At 46.2% G+C, this 17,686-nt stretch carries 11 protein-coding genes; 6 read left to right on the plus strand and 5 right to left on the minus strand.

Going from position 1 to position 17,686, the window contains the following annotated elements:
• Positions 1-223: 223 nt before the first annotated feature.
• From JGUZn3_RS11705 to JGUZn3_RS11725, 5 genes are all read right to left on the minus strand, one after another.
• Positions 224-835, minus strand: a complete 612-nt coding sequence (locus JGUZn3_RS11705) for a LutC/YkgG family protein (protein ID WP_203413678.1) — start codon at positions 833-835, stop codon at positions 224-226.
• Complete coding sequence (locus JGUZn3_RS11710) at positions 832-2,352, minus strand: lactate utilization protein B (RefSeq protein WP_203413679.1); 1,521 nt, start codon at positions 2,350-2,352, stop codon at positions 832-834. Before JGUZn3_RS11710 ends, JGUZn3_RS11705 begins: the two co-directional genes overlap by 4 nt.
• Entirely contained in the window at positions 2,349-3,092 is a 744-nt protein-coding gene (locus tag JGUZn3_RS11715) for a (Fe-S)-binding protein (RefSeq protein ID WP_203413680.1), read from the minus strand. Before JGUZn3_RS11715 ends, JGUZn3_RS11710 begins: the two co-directional genes overlap by 4 nt.
• A 264-nt stretch (positions 3,093-3,356) precedes the next feature.
• Entirely contained in the window at positions 3,357-5,735 is a 2,379-nt protein-coding gene (locus JGUZn3_RS11720) for a recombinase (RefSeq protein WP_203413681.1), read from the minus strand.
• A gap of 407 nt (positions 5,736-6,142) precedes the next feature.
• A complete protein-coding gene (locus JGUZn3_RS11725) occupies positions 6,143-8,437 on the minus strand; it encodes a cytochrome c biogenesis protein CcdA (RefSeq protein ID WP_203413682.1) in 2,295 nt (764 codons plus the stop codon).
• Between the two features lie 157 nt (positions 8,438-8,594).
• On the opposite strand from JGUZn3_RS11725, the gene hrpB reads away from it, so the two are divergent.
• From hrpB to JGUZn3_RS11755, 6 genes are all read left to right on the plus strand, one after another.
• Positions 8,595-11,159, plus strand: coding sequence for an ATP-dependent helicase HrpB (gene hrpB / locus JGUZn3_RS11730; protein ID WP_203413683.1), 2,565 nt, complete (start codon positions 8,595-8,597; stop codon positions 11,157-11,159).
• An 809-nt stretch (positions 11,160-11,968) separates the two neighbouring features.
• Positions 11,969-13,234 (plus strand): S1C family serine protease, encoded by a 1,266-nt coding sequence (locus JGUZn3_RS11735; RefSeq protein WP_408871780.1) that lies wholly within the window; start codon positions 11,969-11,971, stop codon positions 13,232-13,234.
• Between the two features lie 120 nt (positions 13,235-13,354).
• The gene (locus tag JGUZn3_RS11740) at positions 13,355-14,053 is read left to right on the plus strand and encodes a response regulator transcription factor (RefSeq protein WP_203413684.1); all 699 of its coding nucleotides are present in this window, start codon (positions 13,355-13,357) and stop codon (positions 14,051-14,053) included.
• Complete coding sequence (locus JGUZn3_RS11745) at positions 14,050-15,534, plus strand: sensor histidine kinase (RefSeq protein ID WP_203413685.1); 1,485 nt, start codon at positions 14,050-14,052, stop codon at positions 15,532-15,534. Before JGUZn3_RS11740 ends, JGUZn3_RS11745 begins: the two co-directional genes overlap by 4 nt.
• Before the next feature lie 74 nt (positions 15,535-15,608).
• Entirely contained in the window at positions 15,609-16,349 is a 741-nt protein-coding gene (locus tag JGUZn3_RS11750; protein ID WP_203413686.1) for an SIMPL domain-containing protein, read from the plus strand.
• Positions 16,350-16,538: 189 nt separating this feature from the next.
• Positions 16,539-17,651 carry a hypothetical protein gene (locus JGUZn3_RS11755; protein WP_203413687.1) on the plus strand — a complete coding sequence of 371 codons (1,113 nt, stop codon included), beginning with the start codon at positions 16,539-16,541 and terminating at the stop codon, positions 17,649-17,651.
• Positions 17,652-17,686 lie beyond the last annotated feature (35 nt).

Here is a 17,686-nt window from a genome sequence, read left to right on the forward strand (position 1 = left end):
ACCAGCCGACTGGCAACAAGGTGATAGTATGCGGATCATGTAGATCCATGTCCCCATGGCCTGGCTCGTTTCGAAGAGAGCCGCCTTTCCTTTTTCCCCAGGCCATAGGACCGTATTATGCTGAAGCGTAAATAGGACGAATTATTAACATGGCCTCAGGCTGCTATGATCGCGCTTCCGCAACTCTCTTATGCCTTACATCCTGAAGGCTTCCTTCTTAGCCTTACAGTTTCTTTTGGTAAGAAGCAGGAACAAAGGCAACGGAAAGAGATCTTACGCCTTGGGCCCCATGGATAAGCACCCCTTCTATATCAGCCGTAGCAGATGGCCCCGTATGGAAAGCAGCATAGTTGTTTTCCTTCCATTCCGGACGGTGATAGGCATTATGAATGTTATAGACGATCTCTTCTGGATCAAGCAAAATAATCAGATGTTGCGGCAAATATCCGAGGGCGTTAACACCGAGGTTTTTTTCCGTTAAACAAACAGAACCCGTCTCCGCAACCCCAAAGGAAGCACGTATAACCCCATATTCTATTACAGCCAAATCATGAGGGGATTGAACTGCAGAAAGTGGAAAGTCACCTTCTATTTCCGCTACGGCAGAACAGACTAGGCTTACCCCTTCCAATAACTTGTGAACACAAGCTAAGGGACTATCCCCTTCAGGCTCTAAAAAGCGGCCGCCCATACGAATAAGTGATTGACAAAATAGAGCCGATAATTGGGCACGGTTATGCGTACCTCCATCAAACAGCGGAACACTCGGAAGACTCACAGCTGGTGGCACCGCAGTTTTCAGGCGAGAAAAAATAATATCTCTGCTGTCCCTCATAGGGAGTCCCCCTTTTTATAGTTATGCCGATACCAGCTATGAAAACTCTGCTTGGGCGCTTCTGGCAAATCACGGCCTTTGGCCCAGGCATTCAACCGGTTATAGAGCATAAACTCTGGCAGATAATTTAACGCACTATCTGCCATAGCAATGGCCCCCCTATATAAACGAGGATGAGAAAGGATATACCCTGCAGCTCTCATCATATTCTTCTTGCTTTGAGACATTTCAGAGTTTTCAGCCATCACTTGCCGCCAGGAAGCAATTTGTTCATGCAAATTAATCTTGACAGGGCACACATTTGTACAGCTGCCATTTAAGGTGGAAGCAAAAGGTAATTGGCTAAATTTATGCCTGTTAAATGTAGGGCTAATGACGATTCCGATAGGGCCTGGGTAGGTACTCCCATAACTTAACCCCCCACTTCTTCTAAAAACCGGACACGTATTCATACAGGCTCCACAACGAATACATTTAAGCCCATACCAGAATGTTTCATTCTGCAGGCGTTCTGAGCGGCCATTATCAACGAGTACGACATGCATCTCCCCCCCCTTACGGGGGCCACGAAAATGCGAAGTATATTGGGTAATGGGAGACCCTAAAGCACTACGGGATAAAAGGCGTACAAAAACAGCCAAATGCTCTAGCCGAGGGACAAGTTTCTCAATCCCCACCGTGACAATATGCAGGTCTGGTATATTAGCAGAAAGATCTGCATTCCCTTCATTTGTACAAACAACGACCCCACCCGTTTCCGCCACAATAAAATTTCCGCCCGTCATTCCCGCATCGGCACTCAAGATATAGGGGCGCGTAGTCTGGCGCTGTTGCTCAGCAAGGTAATGCACATCATTATTATGGGGGTCTGTATGGAGGGTTTTTGAAAAAACCTCGGCCACATCTGTGCGCATTTTATGCACTGCTGGCACAACAACATGGCTCGGTGCTTCGTCATCCAACTGCTGAATGCGTTCACCCAGATCCGTCTCGATGACCTCAATATCTTCCTGGGCCATGGCCTCACGGAATCGGCACTCCTCACTCAGCATGGACTTGCTTTTAATAAGAAGCTTGCTGTTCTTTTCTTTTAGAATACCAGCAATAATCCGGTTATGATCAGCAGCATCCACAGCCCAGTGTACATGGATACCGTTCGCCTTGGCATTTCGCTCAAACTCTTCGAGATAATGGGCTAAGTGCGTTAGGGTATGTTCTTTAATTGTCGATGCAAGCGTACGAAGGTCTTCCCACTCCTCAATCTGGTGCATCTGCTGATCACGTTTTTTTCGCAAATCCCACAATCGCAGATCGTGCATTTTTTCATGCTCGGTCGCGGCAATAAATCGTTCGGCGGCCTCTAATTGATTAATGGGGCGGCTCCCTTTAACCGTTGCCCCCTTTGGCTGTTTTTCATAAACAAGAGTATTATTAAAACCAACCGTTGCTGCTTCAGCATGTTTAAGGGATTGACCAGACTGCGAAAGCGGGTTTTCTGAGTTATGCTTAACATTCATGCGGCGGTTCCATTCAATATTTCAGCAATATGAATATGTTTTATGGGCAATTTATCCCGTTGGGCGCAGCCACGCTGATGCATAAGACAAGAGCTATCTGCCGAGACAACATACTCCGCCCCTGAGCGATATTGGTCATGAACCTTATCATGGCCCATCTTGGCCGAAATAGCCGCCTCAAAAACAGAAAAAGTCCCTCCGAATCCACAGCATTCATCAGGACGTTCTAAGGTTACAAACTCAATGCCTTTTACTTTTTTGAGAAGATCCATAGGTTTGGAGAAAAACGCCTCCCGTCTTTCTGACATGCTGGCATGGCGTAACCCCCTTAAGGAATTACAGTTGTTATGAATAGCAACCTTATGGGGAAACTCCGCCCATGGAAAGGCTTCCACCTTCAAAATATCGTGCAAAAACTCGACGAGATCATAGGTGCGCTTCCTAACGCGTTGAACCTCTGGTGTTTGTTCTACAGCATCCATATTACAACGCACATGATGAACACAACTGCCAGACGGGGCTACGATATAGTCAAACCCCTCAAAATTCTGCACAAACAAAGCTTCAGTCGCTGCCGATTCCTTATGACATCCACTATTTGTCATGGGCTGTCCACAGCATGTCTGATCATAAGGATAATGCACATCCAGCCCAAAACGTTCGAGAAGCTTTAGGGTGGCAATTCCCACATCCGGTTCCAAGGCATCCACATAACATGGAATAAATAGCCCAATCTTCATAATCTTTAAGGTCCGTCCGCTTGTTGTTGAAGAGATATGCAGAAATTCTTACCTGAGCTATCTTATTATAAAAAACTCCTTAATAAAGGCACACTTCCCTATTCGGGTTGCATATCTGCTCTGCACAACACGAAACTCTTGCGCCGTCCCCATTAAGATAACCGCTTTTATCTGCTAAAGAACAGCCCATTTACAGGACACAAGCGGTTTCCTTTGGAAGGATATCATCTACAAAATATCTTACCACCTTTTTCTTGCTGCCTTTTATAGAGGGCAAACCCCACTCATACACTGTAAATGAGCCATATCTACCATTTCCTGCTGACTGGTATTGTTAATAGCTTTAACAATCTTTAAAAACTCCTCCGCAGCGACTTCCTCTTCTGGAAGATATTCATACCCCAATTCTGAGTCTGGACGGGTTGGCAAAATAGAGCAGCATTTAACCCGATGTTGCTCCTCTTGGAGAATTTTGCGGAAATTTTCTAAACTATACTGATGGGTATAAAGCTTTAAGGTATAGGAAATCTGGTTTCCCTGCTTAGCTCCTATCCAGAACTGTTCCAATAATTTTAACCACTGATATTGCTGCTGAGGGGTAGCCTCAGAAGCCGTTACGAGCCTGTTACCAATATTTAAATGCAGGAAAAAAGGCACTGTCGGGAAGCCTACAATACTCATACCAGGAAAACTCTGTAATCTCTTTACCGGATAACCGCGAGACTGATAATCCGCAAGCAAGGGATCACTCCCTGATTGCTCATAGCCATGCCCATCAGCCCCACCTTTGAACTGTACCCAGCGAATATACTGCCTTCTTGCCGGTAAGTGGGCCCCTTCCGTTAATCCAAATAATTTACTGGTTGTTCCAGCAGGTTTTATAGTGGTCACCGTTACAGGAGTAAAACTCCCCAGTTCTTTGGCGTAAGAGGCTGCCTCTTCCTTGGCCATTTCAGAAAGGGTATACAGCATCTCCCAAAATGGAGAGGATTTTCTTTCATCCAAAAGATCGGCAAAATCATAGCCAAACCGCATCCAAGCCCATTCATGAAGCCCGGTAGGGCCAATTCCAATGCGGTTAGTGCGTGCAACCTCCTTCGCGTAAAGCGCGTCCATCTTGTTGGCACGCAGCAAAAATCTTACCCCCAACCTTACCGAAGCCTCCACGCGTTGATCCCATTCCTGCTTTACAGAATACTCAGCTTGACCAGGCTCAAAACTTTCAAAATGCACAGGACACGCTAAAAGTGGCGCAAAATCGGCAATAACGCAATATCCGCCGGTAACATGTAAGGCTATTTCCCCACAAGGGTTGGTTGTAACCGGGAAAAAAGCCTTTGCCGCCCGCCGAGATAACTCCGCCAGGAGCGCCTGAGCCGGCCCAACCTGATAGCGGCTACTAGAAAAATCCTGCCCATGTTCATAAACGGGCTTTTTCCATGCCTGCCCCGTGCGATGATCTTCAAGCTTATCCCCATTTATAAAACCTGGTTCACCATTGATATAGGCACACCGGGTAGCCTCTTCAAAAATCCTTCTTGCATGCTCAGCCTGTAGGCTATTTTCTGATGAAGCCAGAGCCTGCCAGAACGCCTGATCAACCATAACAGAATGGTTTGCCGTCCAAAGACCGCCAGCCTCCTTGGCCTTGATAAAACGCAGCACTCCCTTATCCCGCCAGGATTTTGTAGCCATACGAGCAGCCCTTCTTGCCCCACCGACCTGTACTTCCACAGAAAGATAATGATCAACCAGTAAGGCTTGCTCCCACAAGTCTAGCACACCACTCGATCGATCACGCTTCCGAGCGGGGATAATGACGTGCCGATAAAGATTAAGAAGCCCCCGTAAAAGCGAGACTGGGCCAGGGGCGGGACGGTTTTGCATCCCCGCTATGGGAGAACCTGCCTTACGAATAAAAGAAAGATCAAAAAGGAGGGGAACATTTTTTTGTTGTAAAAAGGCCCGAGATTCCAACAATTCTATAACCTTGGCCCACCCTTCACGGCTATCTTCTACCCGATGCTCAATTTTTCCCTCAGGGCCTGCTTCCAATGAGGGCAACAAAATTTCAGCCATAAAGGTTTTAACGCGTTCTTCTGCCTTTTCATCAAAATTATCGGTATGGTATTCCCACCCCAAAACCCCCATCTCTTGGCCAAAATGCAGCAACTCTTCTCGACTATGAGGATAATCTGGATGGCTTGGAGAGAGATATACGAGAATATCTGGGGCATAAGCCCAATCGATGGCCATAAGGTCATCATCATAAGACCTGCCAACACCTGAACCATTCAGCAGCAAGTAAAATTTAGCAAAAGAGGCAATGGCTGTGGCACAATTGGTAAACACCTCCATATTACGGTTCTTTTGCCGATAATCTCCATGTTGAAGATGCCGCCCTGATGTTAATAGTGCTCCAGTCGCAATGGCATTCCGAAGCGCTAGCCACTCTGGGCTATATTGGGCATCCAACAAGGAAAGGTTTCCCCAGGCGACCCTATCAGCCACTTTCCCAAAGTTTTCTTCATCCTCTGGGCGAAAAACTGTCCGCCTTGCCACGGCTTCACCCATACCAGAATAGAGGGGGCGACAGGGCAAAACCCCTTTTCCGAAAGAAAGAGCTGTGTGATTCTCAACCATTGGCCTCTTATCTTGCCCCGTGTGCGTAAGGGGGCTATTTCCATACATGTCCATACCAGGCTCCTTTTTCTCTTCTCTGCGTCTTCTTATTCATCTGGTCTATTTTCTAAAGAGCAGCTTCTCAAAAGGCAGCGTTATCCTCATAGCCCATGTATCCCAAAAAGGGTTACCCTTACCCATTCCACAAGAAAGCCAAGAAGAGCGAGGAAACATTCAGGTCAGCCCTTTTGCTTTGCATATAATGTGCCGCCCTAGAATAGATGATCATATTCCAGATTACTCTCAATAATAATCAATATATTGTATAAATTATTTGATAATAATCAATATATTGAAAAAATATTTTTGGAGGAAAAATTTATACTGAGACAATGGAGGAAAATTTCCTGAGAATATCCTACCCTTTTTTAGGGTTTTTGAAGGATACTGGCCACCAGGGAAGGGGTAAGAAGTTGAGGAAGAATCTGGGGATTCCCCCGTGATGGGTAAAAAACATATAAGGGTACCCCATCTCGATGATGGTGTTTAAGAAAAGCAGAAATAGCTGGGTTCTGATGTGTCCAATCAGCAACAAGATAGTGGATGTGATTATCCTGAAAAACCCGCTTTACAGAGGCAGACTCTAACGCTACCTTCTCATTAACAATACATGTAATACACCAAGCTGCTGTTACATCTACAAAAACAGGCTGATGGGCTTGTGTAAGCCTTTCCAACAGCTGGGGGGTATAAACCTCGTGCACCAAGCCACTATCTTGGCCTCTCTTGGCTTCTTTCTGTAAAGGTTTTTCAGCCTCTGTGGGCATTCCCTGAGCTGAAGAAAGCCCAACAAGGGAGTAAGGAGGTTGGAATTTCCATAAACCCCAATAATATCCACTCCCCACGGCCAAGCATAGCCCGCCCCCCAACATTAATATCACAAAGCGTCCAACCTTGGCTTTCAGGCTCTCTTTAAACTGGAGCATGCCCCACAACCAGGCGAGAAATGCCCATATCACTCCACCTGTCAATGTTAGGGCTACTGCAGGACTTCCTCCTTGCAGGCTTACAACCCATACCAACCACACACAGGTGAACAATAAGGGAAAGGCCAACCCTTGCCGAATATACACCATCCACTTCCCAGGTTTAGGCATGATCCGTGCCAAGGCGGGCACCCACATCATCACCCAATAAGGCAAGGCTAATCCCAGCCCTAAAAAGAGGAAAACAATCCCCCCCAGCCAGGCTGGCAAAACAAAGGCGGCAGCCACTGCAACGCCCATAAAGGGGGCTGTGCAAGGCGTAGATAAAACCACAACCAAAACCCCTGTGGCAAAATCATGCCAATAGCCATGAGCAGGTATATATTTTTGCCCCAGAGCCGTCATGCCCGCGCCAATTTCAAAAAGACCCAAAAGATTTAAAGCCAACAGCAATAAAAACCAGACCATGCCAATGACAAACAGCGGAGACTGAAACTGTGTTCCCCAGCCGTTACCTAAGCCAATCGCTCGCCCACCCATCATCAAGAGGCCCAGCATGGTAAAGGTTACAACCACCCCACACACATAGACCAAAGCTTTTCTACGGGCCTTTGCAAGCCCCGAATGCCCCACTTCCAGAACGCTCAGGGTTTTTACAGCCAAAACAGGGAAGACACAGGGCATAACATTTAAGAGAAGGCCGCCCAATACAGCAAACACAAGACTATTGACTATTTTTCCCACAGCCAGCCTCTCCCCACCACGTGCTGTATTAGCAACAGTCGATGCGGTAAGGCGTCCCACCTTTGTTTCTATCCAAAGGGCACTGCTATTCTCTTTGTTATCTTTGAGAACAACCACACCTTTGGTAACAGCCTCAGGATCAACAAGCCATTTAAGAGGAAAAACAATGCGGCTATCCCCTACGACAGGGGAGGATGAAAACGATAAATCTATCGCCCCCTGCCTGGCAGGAAAAAATTGGGCAGAGTGAACGGTTTCTCTCGACAGGCCATGGCCTTTCAACACCAGATTTTTGTTTTCATCCAAAAACGCCTCAAAAGGAGAAGGTTGAGGCAAAGCCTGTCTGGCTGTAGCAAAGAGAGGTGCTTGCGCAGAGGCCTGTGCATGAGAAGCAACTGGCAACTTAAGGGTAAAAGAGGCCTCCTCAGGTACACAAATCTTCTCGCAAACGAGCCATTGAGCTTTTATGGGAATAACGACATCTCGCTGCCCAACTGAAAGGGAAGGTCCGTTTTGAGGCCCTGCCAACAAGGTGAGCGGCTGCATAAGCATCACCTGCCCTTGATAGGCAAAAGAGGTCAAAGGACCTTCAGGAATGCGCTGGGGAACAGGCCATTGAAGGCTACCCGCACGAAGGGCCATACCCCCAACCTCTGATGGAAGGGTAATGTCTGCTGCAGAACCGGCATCGCCTGGGTTAAGCCAATAAGTATGCCAGCCCTTTGCTAACTCCAACTGCAACCCCAAAGTAAAGGGTTTTCCCAGCTGAATGGGGTACGTATCCACCATAATGGCAGCACGACTATGGCGATTAACCACCCAATTGGTCTGCCCCTGCTGAGGAATATTATCGCCTTTTTCCTCTTTGTGCCCCTTCTCTTCGAGAGAGGACAGAAAAGAGGACTGAGGAGCTGCTTCGGCTACAACAAAAGAAAAAAATGTGCTCGCAATAAGTCCTATAACCAGCAGAAAAATAGAGTAATTTTTTTTCATGCACATTCCCTTTGATTTAAGGTATAACTCCCTACCATATCTCACCGCTATTTTATATTCTTCTTTCCGCTCCTATATCTCTTTCTCCACCACTCTTATCGTTACTCCACCATGCTATTATCTTTAAATTCTTTACAAACTAACCAGTAACCTTTTCATGTCACTCCATTCGCCCAACATCCCTATTGCCGAAATCTGCACACTTCCTATTGCACAAGTCCTTCCTGAGATTTTCGAGCACATGGAAAAAAGCAGTAATGGCGTGGTGATAGCCCCCCCAGGGGCAGGGAAAACAACAGCAATCCCCCTTGCCCTTCTCGACGCCACGTGGTTTGGCCGAGGCCAGAAACTGGTGATGCTAGAACCAAGGCGGCTTGCTGCGCGCACGGCTGCGTATCGTATGGCTAGCCTCCTTGGGGAAAAAGTGGGGCAGACTGTGGGCTATACGACGCGCCTAGAAAAAGTCTGCTCTCCACAAACCCGTATTGAGGTTATCACAGAAGGCATCTTAATCCACCGGCTGATGCATGACCCGACGTTGGAGGGAATTGCCGCTGTATTGTTTGATGAAGTGCATGAACGCTCCCTCGATACCGATTTTGCCCTAGCCTGCTGCTTGGATGTACAGCAGAACTTTCGCCCAGAATTACGCCTTTTAGCCATGTCAGCAACACTGGACGGGGCCGTTTTTACCAAAACCATGCAAACCCGCCTTATCGAAAGCATGGGGCAAAGCTTTCCGGTTGATATCCGCCATACGAAACACGATATTGCCCGTATTCAGGATATTCCTACCTTTGTGGCCCAAAATATTTTTGAGGTTCTCAGCCAGGAGGAAGGAAGCATTCTGGCCTTTCTGCCGGGTGCAGGAGAAATCCACCGCTGCAAAACCCTAATAGAAGAGCATCCCCTTTACAAAAGCCAGGTGGAGTGTTTACCCCTTTATGGCGCCCTTCCGCCCGAAGAACAAGACAAGATCTTTTCGCCACCCCTTGATGGAAAAAGACGTATTATTCTTGCCACTTCTATTGCAGAAACCTCTCTTACCGTACCAGGGATCCGCATTGTAATCGATAGCGGGTTTAGGCGTACCCCACAATTTTCGTCAGATTCAGGGTTAAACCAACTCAAAACTGTCAAGATCTCTCGCGCTGCAGCCCATCAACGCTCTGGCCGTGCAGGAAGAACGATACCTGGCATAGCCATCCGGCTTTGGTCAGAAGCTACCCAACGAGGGCTTGCCCCACAAGATCAGCCAGAAATTCTCAATGCTGACCTCAGCAGCCTTTACCTTAATGCTGCCCACTGGGAAAAGGTGGTGGGCACCCCGCTTACCCAATTACCACTTCTTGAGAGACCTCCCACCGGGCCAGTCGAAGCCGCACAAGCCATGCTGATTTCCCTGGGGGCTTTGGATGACCACCATCATCATATTACCTCACTCGGGCAAAAAATGAGCAAGCTTGGTACCCACCCCCGCCTAGCCGCCATGCTCCTCGCTGCGCAAACCCCTCAAGAACAGACGATTGCCATCACCATTGCAACCCTCCTAGAAGAGCGTGACCCTATACGCCCCTTCCGAACGCCTCAGGGCAGACCCGTCCAGCCTCCGCCAGCAGATATTACCCTTCGCCTTCATCTTATTGCAGGCCTTGATGACCCTGAGATTCCCCCTACGCATATCGACCGTGCCGCCTTACGGCGTATTCACCAAACAGCCCGGCAATTTGCCGCCCGTATGGCTATAAAAGCTAATAAAATGGCACTTTCCCCCTCGACTGAACTTTCTTTCCCACCCCCGATCGTTGCCAAACTGATTGCCGCTGCTTTTCCTGACCGTATTGCCCAAAAACGTACTGATGATGGCTCTTTTAAACTTTCCGGTGGAGGAAGCGCCCATATTCCTAAAACAGATCCTCTCGCCCGGGAGAAATTGCTAGCGGTTGCTGTGCTCCATCATTATAAAACCACAACCATACAAATGGCAGCCCCTTTAGATTCCAAAGCTCTACCCCCGACTTTATTGGAGAGCTGCCGAACTAGTACAGACCTCATGGTTGACCCCACAAACGGGGCTGTTTTAGGGCACCAACGCATAAGGCTTGGCAGCCTTATCCTTCAAGAACGCACAATTCCCCTTGCAGAAAGTGATATTATCCCCATTCTTTTGGAGTATACCAACCAAAACTTCCTCACCTGTTTAACCTGGAGCGAATCGACCCGCCAACTTCAAGCCAGAGCCCGTCTGGCCCGCCAGGCAGGACAAGAAGACCTTCCCGATATCTCAGACGAAACACTGAAAAATACCCTTACCAGCTGGCTGACCCCTTACCTTAGTTCTCTTCGGCGGGTCAGTGACCTCAAAACCCTTGATCTTCACGCGATTTTGCTTTCTTTTTTCAGTTATCCGCAAAAACATTGGCTAGATAGCCACCTGCCAACACATATAACCTTACAAGGGCGCACCACGGCGATAGATTATACGCAGCCCGTTCCGGTAGTGGCAGCGAAAGCCCAATTCTTTTTCGAGCTTGCCGCCCTTCCCCTTTTGGCAGAAGGGAAAATACCCCTGCAAGCCGCTCTTCTCTCGCCCGCGGGGCGTGTTCAGGCTATCACCACTGATCTTGCCAGCTTTTGGGAGAAAGGCTGGCATGATATGCGCCGCGACATGAAGGGCCGTTACCCCAAACATGACTGGCCAGAAAAACCTCATCCAACATAAGTTTGGCTCCTATAAGCCTTTTTATAATCCCATCATAGCCCATCATAGATAGGCAGGTTCGTTTTATGAGAGAGGCCAAAACGGTGTGTGACATGCAGTCATGAGTTCTAATCAAAATAACGGCTAGCTCAGAATAACAGCCTATCCAGAACAGTGGCCAGCCCAGGCCAATAGATCCATTCAAAATGAACAAGTAAGACAAAATTCACAACTAAGGTAAGGTAAAAAACAACAAAGCTTCACCATCAGTCATTTATTCTATGAGTAAACAGGCCTGATGTAAAAATAAGGGTTGGTGCAGCCATATTACCAAAAGTGATTGCCATAATATTTTTCAGGCTTCTTTTAGCCAAGCAGCAGATGACAGATTATAAGGCAGTTATCTTATGTACCGAATAAGGGAATACCACCATCCTTTACAACAATTGTGTGAAATAATGAGATATCATGGGGGTGAGAGGAGGAAAACTGTTTATCAGGAAAGTTTCTGGCTCAAGAAAAGCTTCTGGCCAGAATTTCGCAAGCTCTAGGTAACCTCTTTCAACCCAAGCGTGAAAAAATCTCTAACGTTCCCAGTGAGTGGGAGAACTTAGTGCGAGAAGAAAGAAGGTAGTGTTGTATTGCTATCCCGTTTAAGAAAAATAAAGCCATTATCGCCTAATTTCGTTGTTTATGGCCTTTTTTCAACCATAGTAACAATGGTATAAAGGCTTTTTTTCTTCCCTTTTTCCCAAAAAGGGGTCTTGCTTACGTTTGTTCCAGGCCAATAACACTCAGCTGAGTAAAATAATAAAGATTTTTATAAAATGATTACACATAACCTCTTTGGCGATTCCAGCCCGATCGCGCATAAAAACACATGTCCACCTCAAACCCATAAAATGCGCTCCTTTCCCTTTCTAGCTCAATCTTTATCATTTTCCTCTCTTCCATTCCTCGGCCTGCTATGGTTTTCTGCTGTGCCAATAGCTTCAGCTTGGGCCCAAAACCCTTCCCCCAATAGTGCACCGCCCTTGTCCTCTGCTCCTTCGTCCTCTGCCCCTTCTGAAGCTGAAAACTCAAAAAGCCAGGACAAAGGCCAGGACATTGTTATTTCCCGCCCCCTAAGCTTTGCACCTATCGTAAAAAAAGTTGCGCCCAGTGTCGTCAATATAGCTGTGACGGAAGACCTTAATAACCCCCATCAAAAACGGCATGTTCTCCCCTCGGTGAGAGGGACACCTTACGAAAAAAAATTTCGTGAACGCATGCGCAAACATAATGAAGAAACTTTGGGTGCAGGCTCGGGCTTTATTATCGACAGCACAGGCTTTATTGCCACAAATAGCCATGTCGTTGGCAATGCCGATAAAATTACCGTTTCTCTCTCTGATGGTACGTCTTTTCCTGCAAAAGTCATTGGGGTGGATATTCTTACAGATATCGCTGTTATAAAAATCACCTCTCCGCATGCTCTTCCGGCTATCACATGGGGAGACAGCCGCAAAATCCAGGTGGGAGACTGGATCATTGCTGCAGGAAACCCCTTTGGCCTTGGTTCTTCTGTTACAGCGGGCATTGTTTCTGCCCGCGGACGAGATATTGGCTCTAGCCCCTTTGACGATTTCCTGCAGCTGGATGCCCCCATTAACCCCGGAAATTCTGGTGGTCCTTCCTTTAACATAGCGGGCGAAGTTGTGGCCCTGAACACGGCTATTGTCTCACCAACCGGCAGCTCGGTCGGAGTTGGTTTTGGCATCCCTTCAGAAACGGCGCAGCCTATCGTCGATGAGCTACGCAAGAATGGCCACATTGATAGGGGCTGGCTTGGTATTACCCTTGAAAACAGTACCAACCATGATGGGGTAAGAATTATCGGGGTGGATAAAAACGGTCCAGCCCAAAAAGCTGGGCTTCAAAAAAATGATATTGTTATAAGTCTAAAAGGCGAACATGTTGAGACTGCCCGGGGGTTAATTCGTTCAATAGCAGCAATTCACCCGCAAAGCACAGTGAATATTGAAATAAAACGCAAAAACAAAACTTTTACTCTCTCATTAACTATTGGTTATCGCCCAATAGAAATAGATAATTAATTATATGTAATTTTTTTTATTTTATTTCATTTTTATTTTCTTTTATTATATCGTTCAATAGTAGGGTCTTTACCATAGCCTTAATTCCGTTTCATTTTGCACCGATCTTAAGAGGCTTTCATGCGTGTTCTTCTTGTAGAAGATGACCCAACAGTAAAAAACTTTATCGTCAAAGGGCTGCGTCAGGGTGGTCATGAAGTAGAAGAAGCTGAAAACGGCTCAGATAGCCTTGCCTTAGCCCTTGCTAAAGACTACGATATCATTATTCTCGATCGGATGTTACCCGGTGAGATTGATGGATTAAAAGTTTTACAGACTTTACGGAAAGAGGGGAATACAACACCTGTTCTCATTCTTTCTGCCCTGGGAGAGGTGGATGAAAAGGTTGCGGGTCTTCAGGCCGGGGGGGATGATTATGTTCCAAAACCTTTCTCGTTTAAAGAATTATTAGCCAGAGTTGAAGCCCTTTCCCGAAGAACTAAAAACGATGTTTTACAGCCCACCAAACTTGTTGTCTCCGACTTAGAGCTTGACCTTCTGGAAAGGACCGTTTATCGGGGCAACAAGAAAATAGGCCTACACCCCCGAGAATTCCGCCTGTTGGAATATCTCATGCGTCATGCAGGCCAAACCGTTACCCGTAGCATGTTGCTGGAAAAAATTTGGGATTACCATTTTGACCCCCAGACCAATGTTATTGATGTACATGTTTCGCGCCTTCGTCATAAAATAGACAAGCCTTTCTCCTATCCGTTAATTCATACCATTCGGCATGAAGGATATATTCTCAGGCACTTTGAAACTGATCAAGGTGAATGAAAAAACTGCTTCAACTCTCTTTTAAAAGAAAAAAGCATACACTATTCTTTTTTCGTATAACAAAGTTTTTTCAGCATTTCCCTCTTACCGCCAGTATGCAGTTTGCCCTGCTTTATGGCTTTATCTTTTCAGTCTCTTCTGCTGCTTTTGTGGTCTTTCTCTGGTGGCAAACCACCAGAGAAATTGAAAACCAGATTCATGAGCAAATCCAAAAGGATATGCAGGATCTGGTTGTACAATATAAAACCAGTAATATTACCCCCTTTCTTCAAACTCTTCATGATAGGATTCAAAATAACGTTAATAGACAGGCCATCTATTTATTAACCGATGCCGATTATCATAAGATTTCTGGTAACCTTACCCACTGGCCCAGGCAGAAATATATCTCTACCCAATGGTCTACCATCGATCTGCCAACTCCTCCCTTTTTAGCCCACCAGGCAACCGCTATTACGCTTACACTTCCCAATGACTACCATCTTCTTGTGGGGCGCAGCATTCTTATGCTGGACCTCTTCCAACGTGTTTTAAGAAATGCTCTTGCATGGATATGGCTCCTGATCATTCTTTCAACCTTTGGCGGGATTGTACTGACCAGACTTTTACTTCACTCTCTTATTAGTACAATCAGCTATCATACACGAGAGCTCGCACAAGGAGATATGAGTGCACGTATCCCGCTAGGGGATTGGGGAGGAGAGCTCGATGAAGTCTGCCTTGCCATCAATTCCATGCTCAACAGAATCTCGCTTCTCATGAAGGGCATAAAACAGGTTTCCAATTCTATTGCCCATGACCTCAAAACACCGATTGCCCGTGCACGCACCCGCCTAGAAGATGCCCTATTGAATACCAAAACCACTGAAGAATATGAACAGACCATTGAAAATGCCGTTGAAGACTTAGACAATATCACCAGAATTTTTGAGTCCATCTTGCGAATCTCTGAAATTGAATCTGGCTCACGTCGAGCCGCTTTTAAGATTTTTGATGTCAACCTCGTCATTCATAATCTTGTAAAATTCTACGATGCGGTTGCCGAAGAAAAAGGAATTACCCTTTATTTCAACCATCCCCCTATTTTAAATATTTACGGTGATACTCACCTTATCCAGCAGGCCGTAGCGAACTTGCTTGATAATGCCATCAAATTTTCAGCCCCAAACTCTGTTATTAAAATCTGGGCTAAAATTGATGAAAAACAGCCTGTGCCCCATATCTACCTTGCCATAGAAGATCAGGGCCCCGGAATGAAAGAAAGTGAGATCCACCAGGCAACAGAGCGCTTCTTTAGGGCTGAGAGCTCCCGTAACACCCCTGGGTTTGGGTTAGGGCTTTCAATGGTGGAAGCAATCGCTCATCTCCATCAGGGCACTTTCAAGCTTGAAAACAATAATGCCACACCAGGCCTAAAAGCGATCCTCATCCTTCCGCGTTATACCCACGTTAACCTTGAAGAGAAAAATAAAAACCCGTAAAATAGTGGGCTATAAACTACCACTTCCCCTTCTTGAACAAGAATTAAGCCTTCCCTTTCAAGGTATTTAAAATAATGTCCCTCTTTAAGGCCCGTACAGCCCCGTTCGCTTTTGCATCAGCTTTATTGGTGCATGTCTCGCTCTCTGCTTTTGCTGCCCCAGCAGACCACGAGCCCCCTATTCCCCCCGATGCCACCTTACTCAACATAAGCGCAACGGGTGTTGTCCGCTCTTCTGCTGATAACCTCGTAGCGATTATGACAGCTGAGGAAAGAGGAAAGAATGTCGCTTCAGTTCAAAAACAGGTGAATGCCACCATCCAAAAGGCTATTCAAATCGCAACAGATTCGCCCACTGTTCATAGTGTTGTAAAAAACTATTCTGTTTACCGATCAGATGACGATGCCCAGCGTAAAACCCCCGTATGGATTGCCAGGCAATCTCTTCATCTCTCATCCTCTTCTAATGAAGAGCTTTTGAAGCTGGTTGAACAACTTCAAAAACAGGGATTAGCCCTTTCCTCTATGGGTTGGGAGTTTTCACCTCATAAACAAGAAGAACTGGAAGCCTCAGCAGAACTAGAAGCCATAAAGTCTTTCCAAGCTCGCATAGAAAAAATTGCTCATACGTTAGGCAAAAAAATTGGCCCCATACGCACCATGAATATTGGCGAAAGAGTCAGTCCCATGCGATCTTTATCCTTAATGGCGGCCCCTTCCATGGCCCAAAGCAAATCAAATGCCCTTCCCCAAATCAGCAACGAAGAGCAAGATGTTACGGCAACCGTTTCAGGGACTGTTCTTTTAACGCCCTAAGCGTTTTTTCATCCTATTCCTTATTGCCTTATTGTTTTACAACCCCATAACCCCTACTTGATTTTCTAAAAAATTACAAATTAACGTAAGCTTTTGTAATCTTACGTTAATTTTCTCTTGATGGTTGTAACAATATTATTATTATTGAATAAGTCAATATACCTTTACCAGCATATAAGGTTGAGCATTATGCCCTTAAAAAAAAGCTGCAATCTACCGCGTAAAACTTTTTTCTATAAACAAAAAAAAGAAAACCTAACCTCTATCGACCATAAAAAAAGCAGCTCTTCTAGCCTTATTGCTCTTAAAAAAATTGGTATTTACTGGGGCTATATTAACCTTTCACTCTCCATACCCTTTGCTATGCCCAAAGCAATGGCTATTGAAAGTTCCCTCTCTCATCTTGATAACCAATGGTACACAGGTTCGCTCCTCTCGCCTTCTGGGGCAGCAACCCAGGCCGGTGGGCTCTTTTTAGAACCTTACCTGGTTTACAACCAACCTATTGGCCGTTTTAATGCCTCAGGTGAGAATACCCCTATCCACCCCCGTTACAAATCCTTAACAAATTATACCTTGGTTAAATATGCTATCACAGATAACCTTTCTGTGCAGGCTCTTCCCACAATATCCCATACATGGGTAAAGGGAGGAAGAAATGGCGGATTACAATGGAATGATCTACCTATTGAATTTCAATACCGCATTCTAGATGAGGACCACACAGAAAATTATGCCCCTTACACACGACCCTCTCTATCAACCTTTTTGGGGATTATCGCCCCCTCTGGAAATTACAACAATCTCTCTCGTTCCACTGCAGGCGTAGGCACCGGGGCATGGACCTTGCGTTTTGGCCTACAAAGCCAATCTGCCTGGCAACTGCCAGATGAACGCCCTTTGCGTTTACGGTTATGGGCAGTTGCACGTAAACCTTTAAATTCTGTTGATCTTCATGGGGTAACCAGTTACGGCACAAATGAAGGTTATCGGGGGAATGTCTACCCTGGCATGTTCGGCAATGGTGGGCTATCGCTAGAATATGGTATTGACCAAAGCTGGGTCTTAGCATTTGATGCCGAGTTTACTTGGTCTAAAGGAAACAGGCAAACCGGTGGTTATTATAACGAACCCATTACCCGTACTATTACCACAGCCTCCCATTCTTGGATTCTTGCTCCCGCCGTGGAATATAACTGGACACCGAATTATGGTATCATTGCAGGTGCGGCCATTACGGTTGATGGGCACAATACAAATCAGACTGTCCAGCCGCAAATCGCTTTTAACGCTGCCTTCTAGGGTCAGTGGGGTATATAAAATAAAAGAATGGTCTG

The sequence above is a fragment of the Entomobacter blattae genome (assembly GCF_014672835.1).
In the GTDB taxonomy this organism is placed as follows: Bacteria; Pseudomonadota; Alphaproteobacteria; order Acetobacterales; family Acetobacteraceae; genus Entomobacter; species Entomobacter blattae.

Coding starts and splice junctions, on each gene's coding strand:
- JGUZn3_RS11705 (WP_203413678.1), bottom strand. CDS start 835: ATGAGGGACAGCAGAGATATTATTTTTTCTCGCCTGAAAACTGCGGTG.
- JGUZn3_RS11710 (WP_203413679.1), bottom strand. CDS start 2,352: ATGAATGTTAAGCATAACTCAGAAAACCCGCTTTCGCAGTCTGGTCAA.
- JGUZn3_RS11715 (WP_203413680.1), bottom strand. CDS start 3,092: ATGAAGATTGGGCTATTTATTCCATGTTATGTGGATGCCTTGGAACCG.
- JGUZn3_RS11720 (WP_203413681.1), bottom strand. CDS start 5,735: ATGGTTGAGAATCACACAGCTCTTTCTTTCGGAAAAGGGGTTTTGCCC.
- JGUZn3_RS11725 (WP_203413682.1), bottom strand. CDS start 8,437: ATGAAAAAAAATTACTCTATTTTTCTGCTGGTTATAGGACTTATTGCG.
- hrpB (WP_203413683.1), top strand. CDS start 8,595: ATGTCACTCCATTCGCCCAACATCCCTATTGCCGAAATCTGCACACTT.
- JGUZn3_RS11740 (WP_203413684.1), top strand. CDS start 13,355: ATGCGTGTTCTTCTTGTAGAAGATGACCCAACAGTAAAAAACTTTATC.
- JGUZn3_RS11745 (WP_203413685.1), top strand. CDS start 14,050: ATGAAAAAACTGCTTCAACTCTCTTTTAAAAGAAAAAAGCATACACTA.
- JGUZn3_RS11750 (WP_203413686.1), top strand. CDS start 15,609: ATGTCCCTCTTTAAGGCCCGTACAGCCCCGTTCGCTTTTGCATCAGCT.
- JGUZn3_RS11755 (WP_203413687.1), top strand. CDS start 16,539: ATGCCCTTAAAAAAAAGCTGCAATCTACCGCGTAAAACTTTTTTCTAT.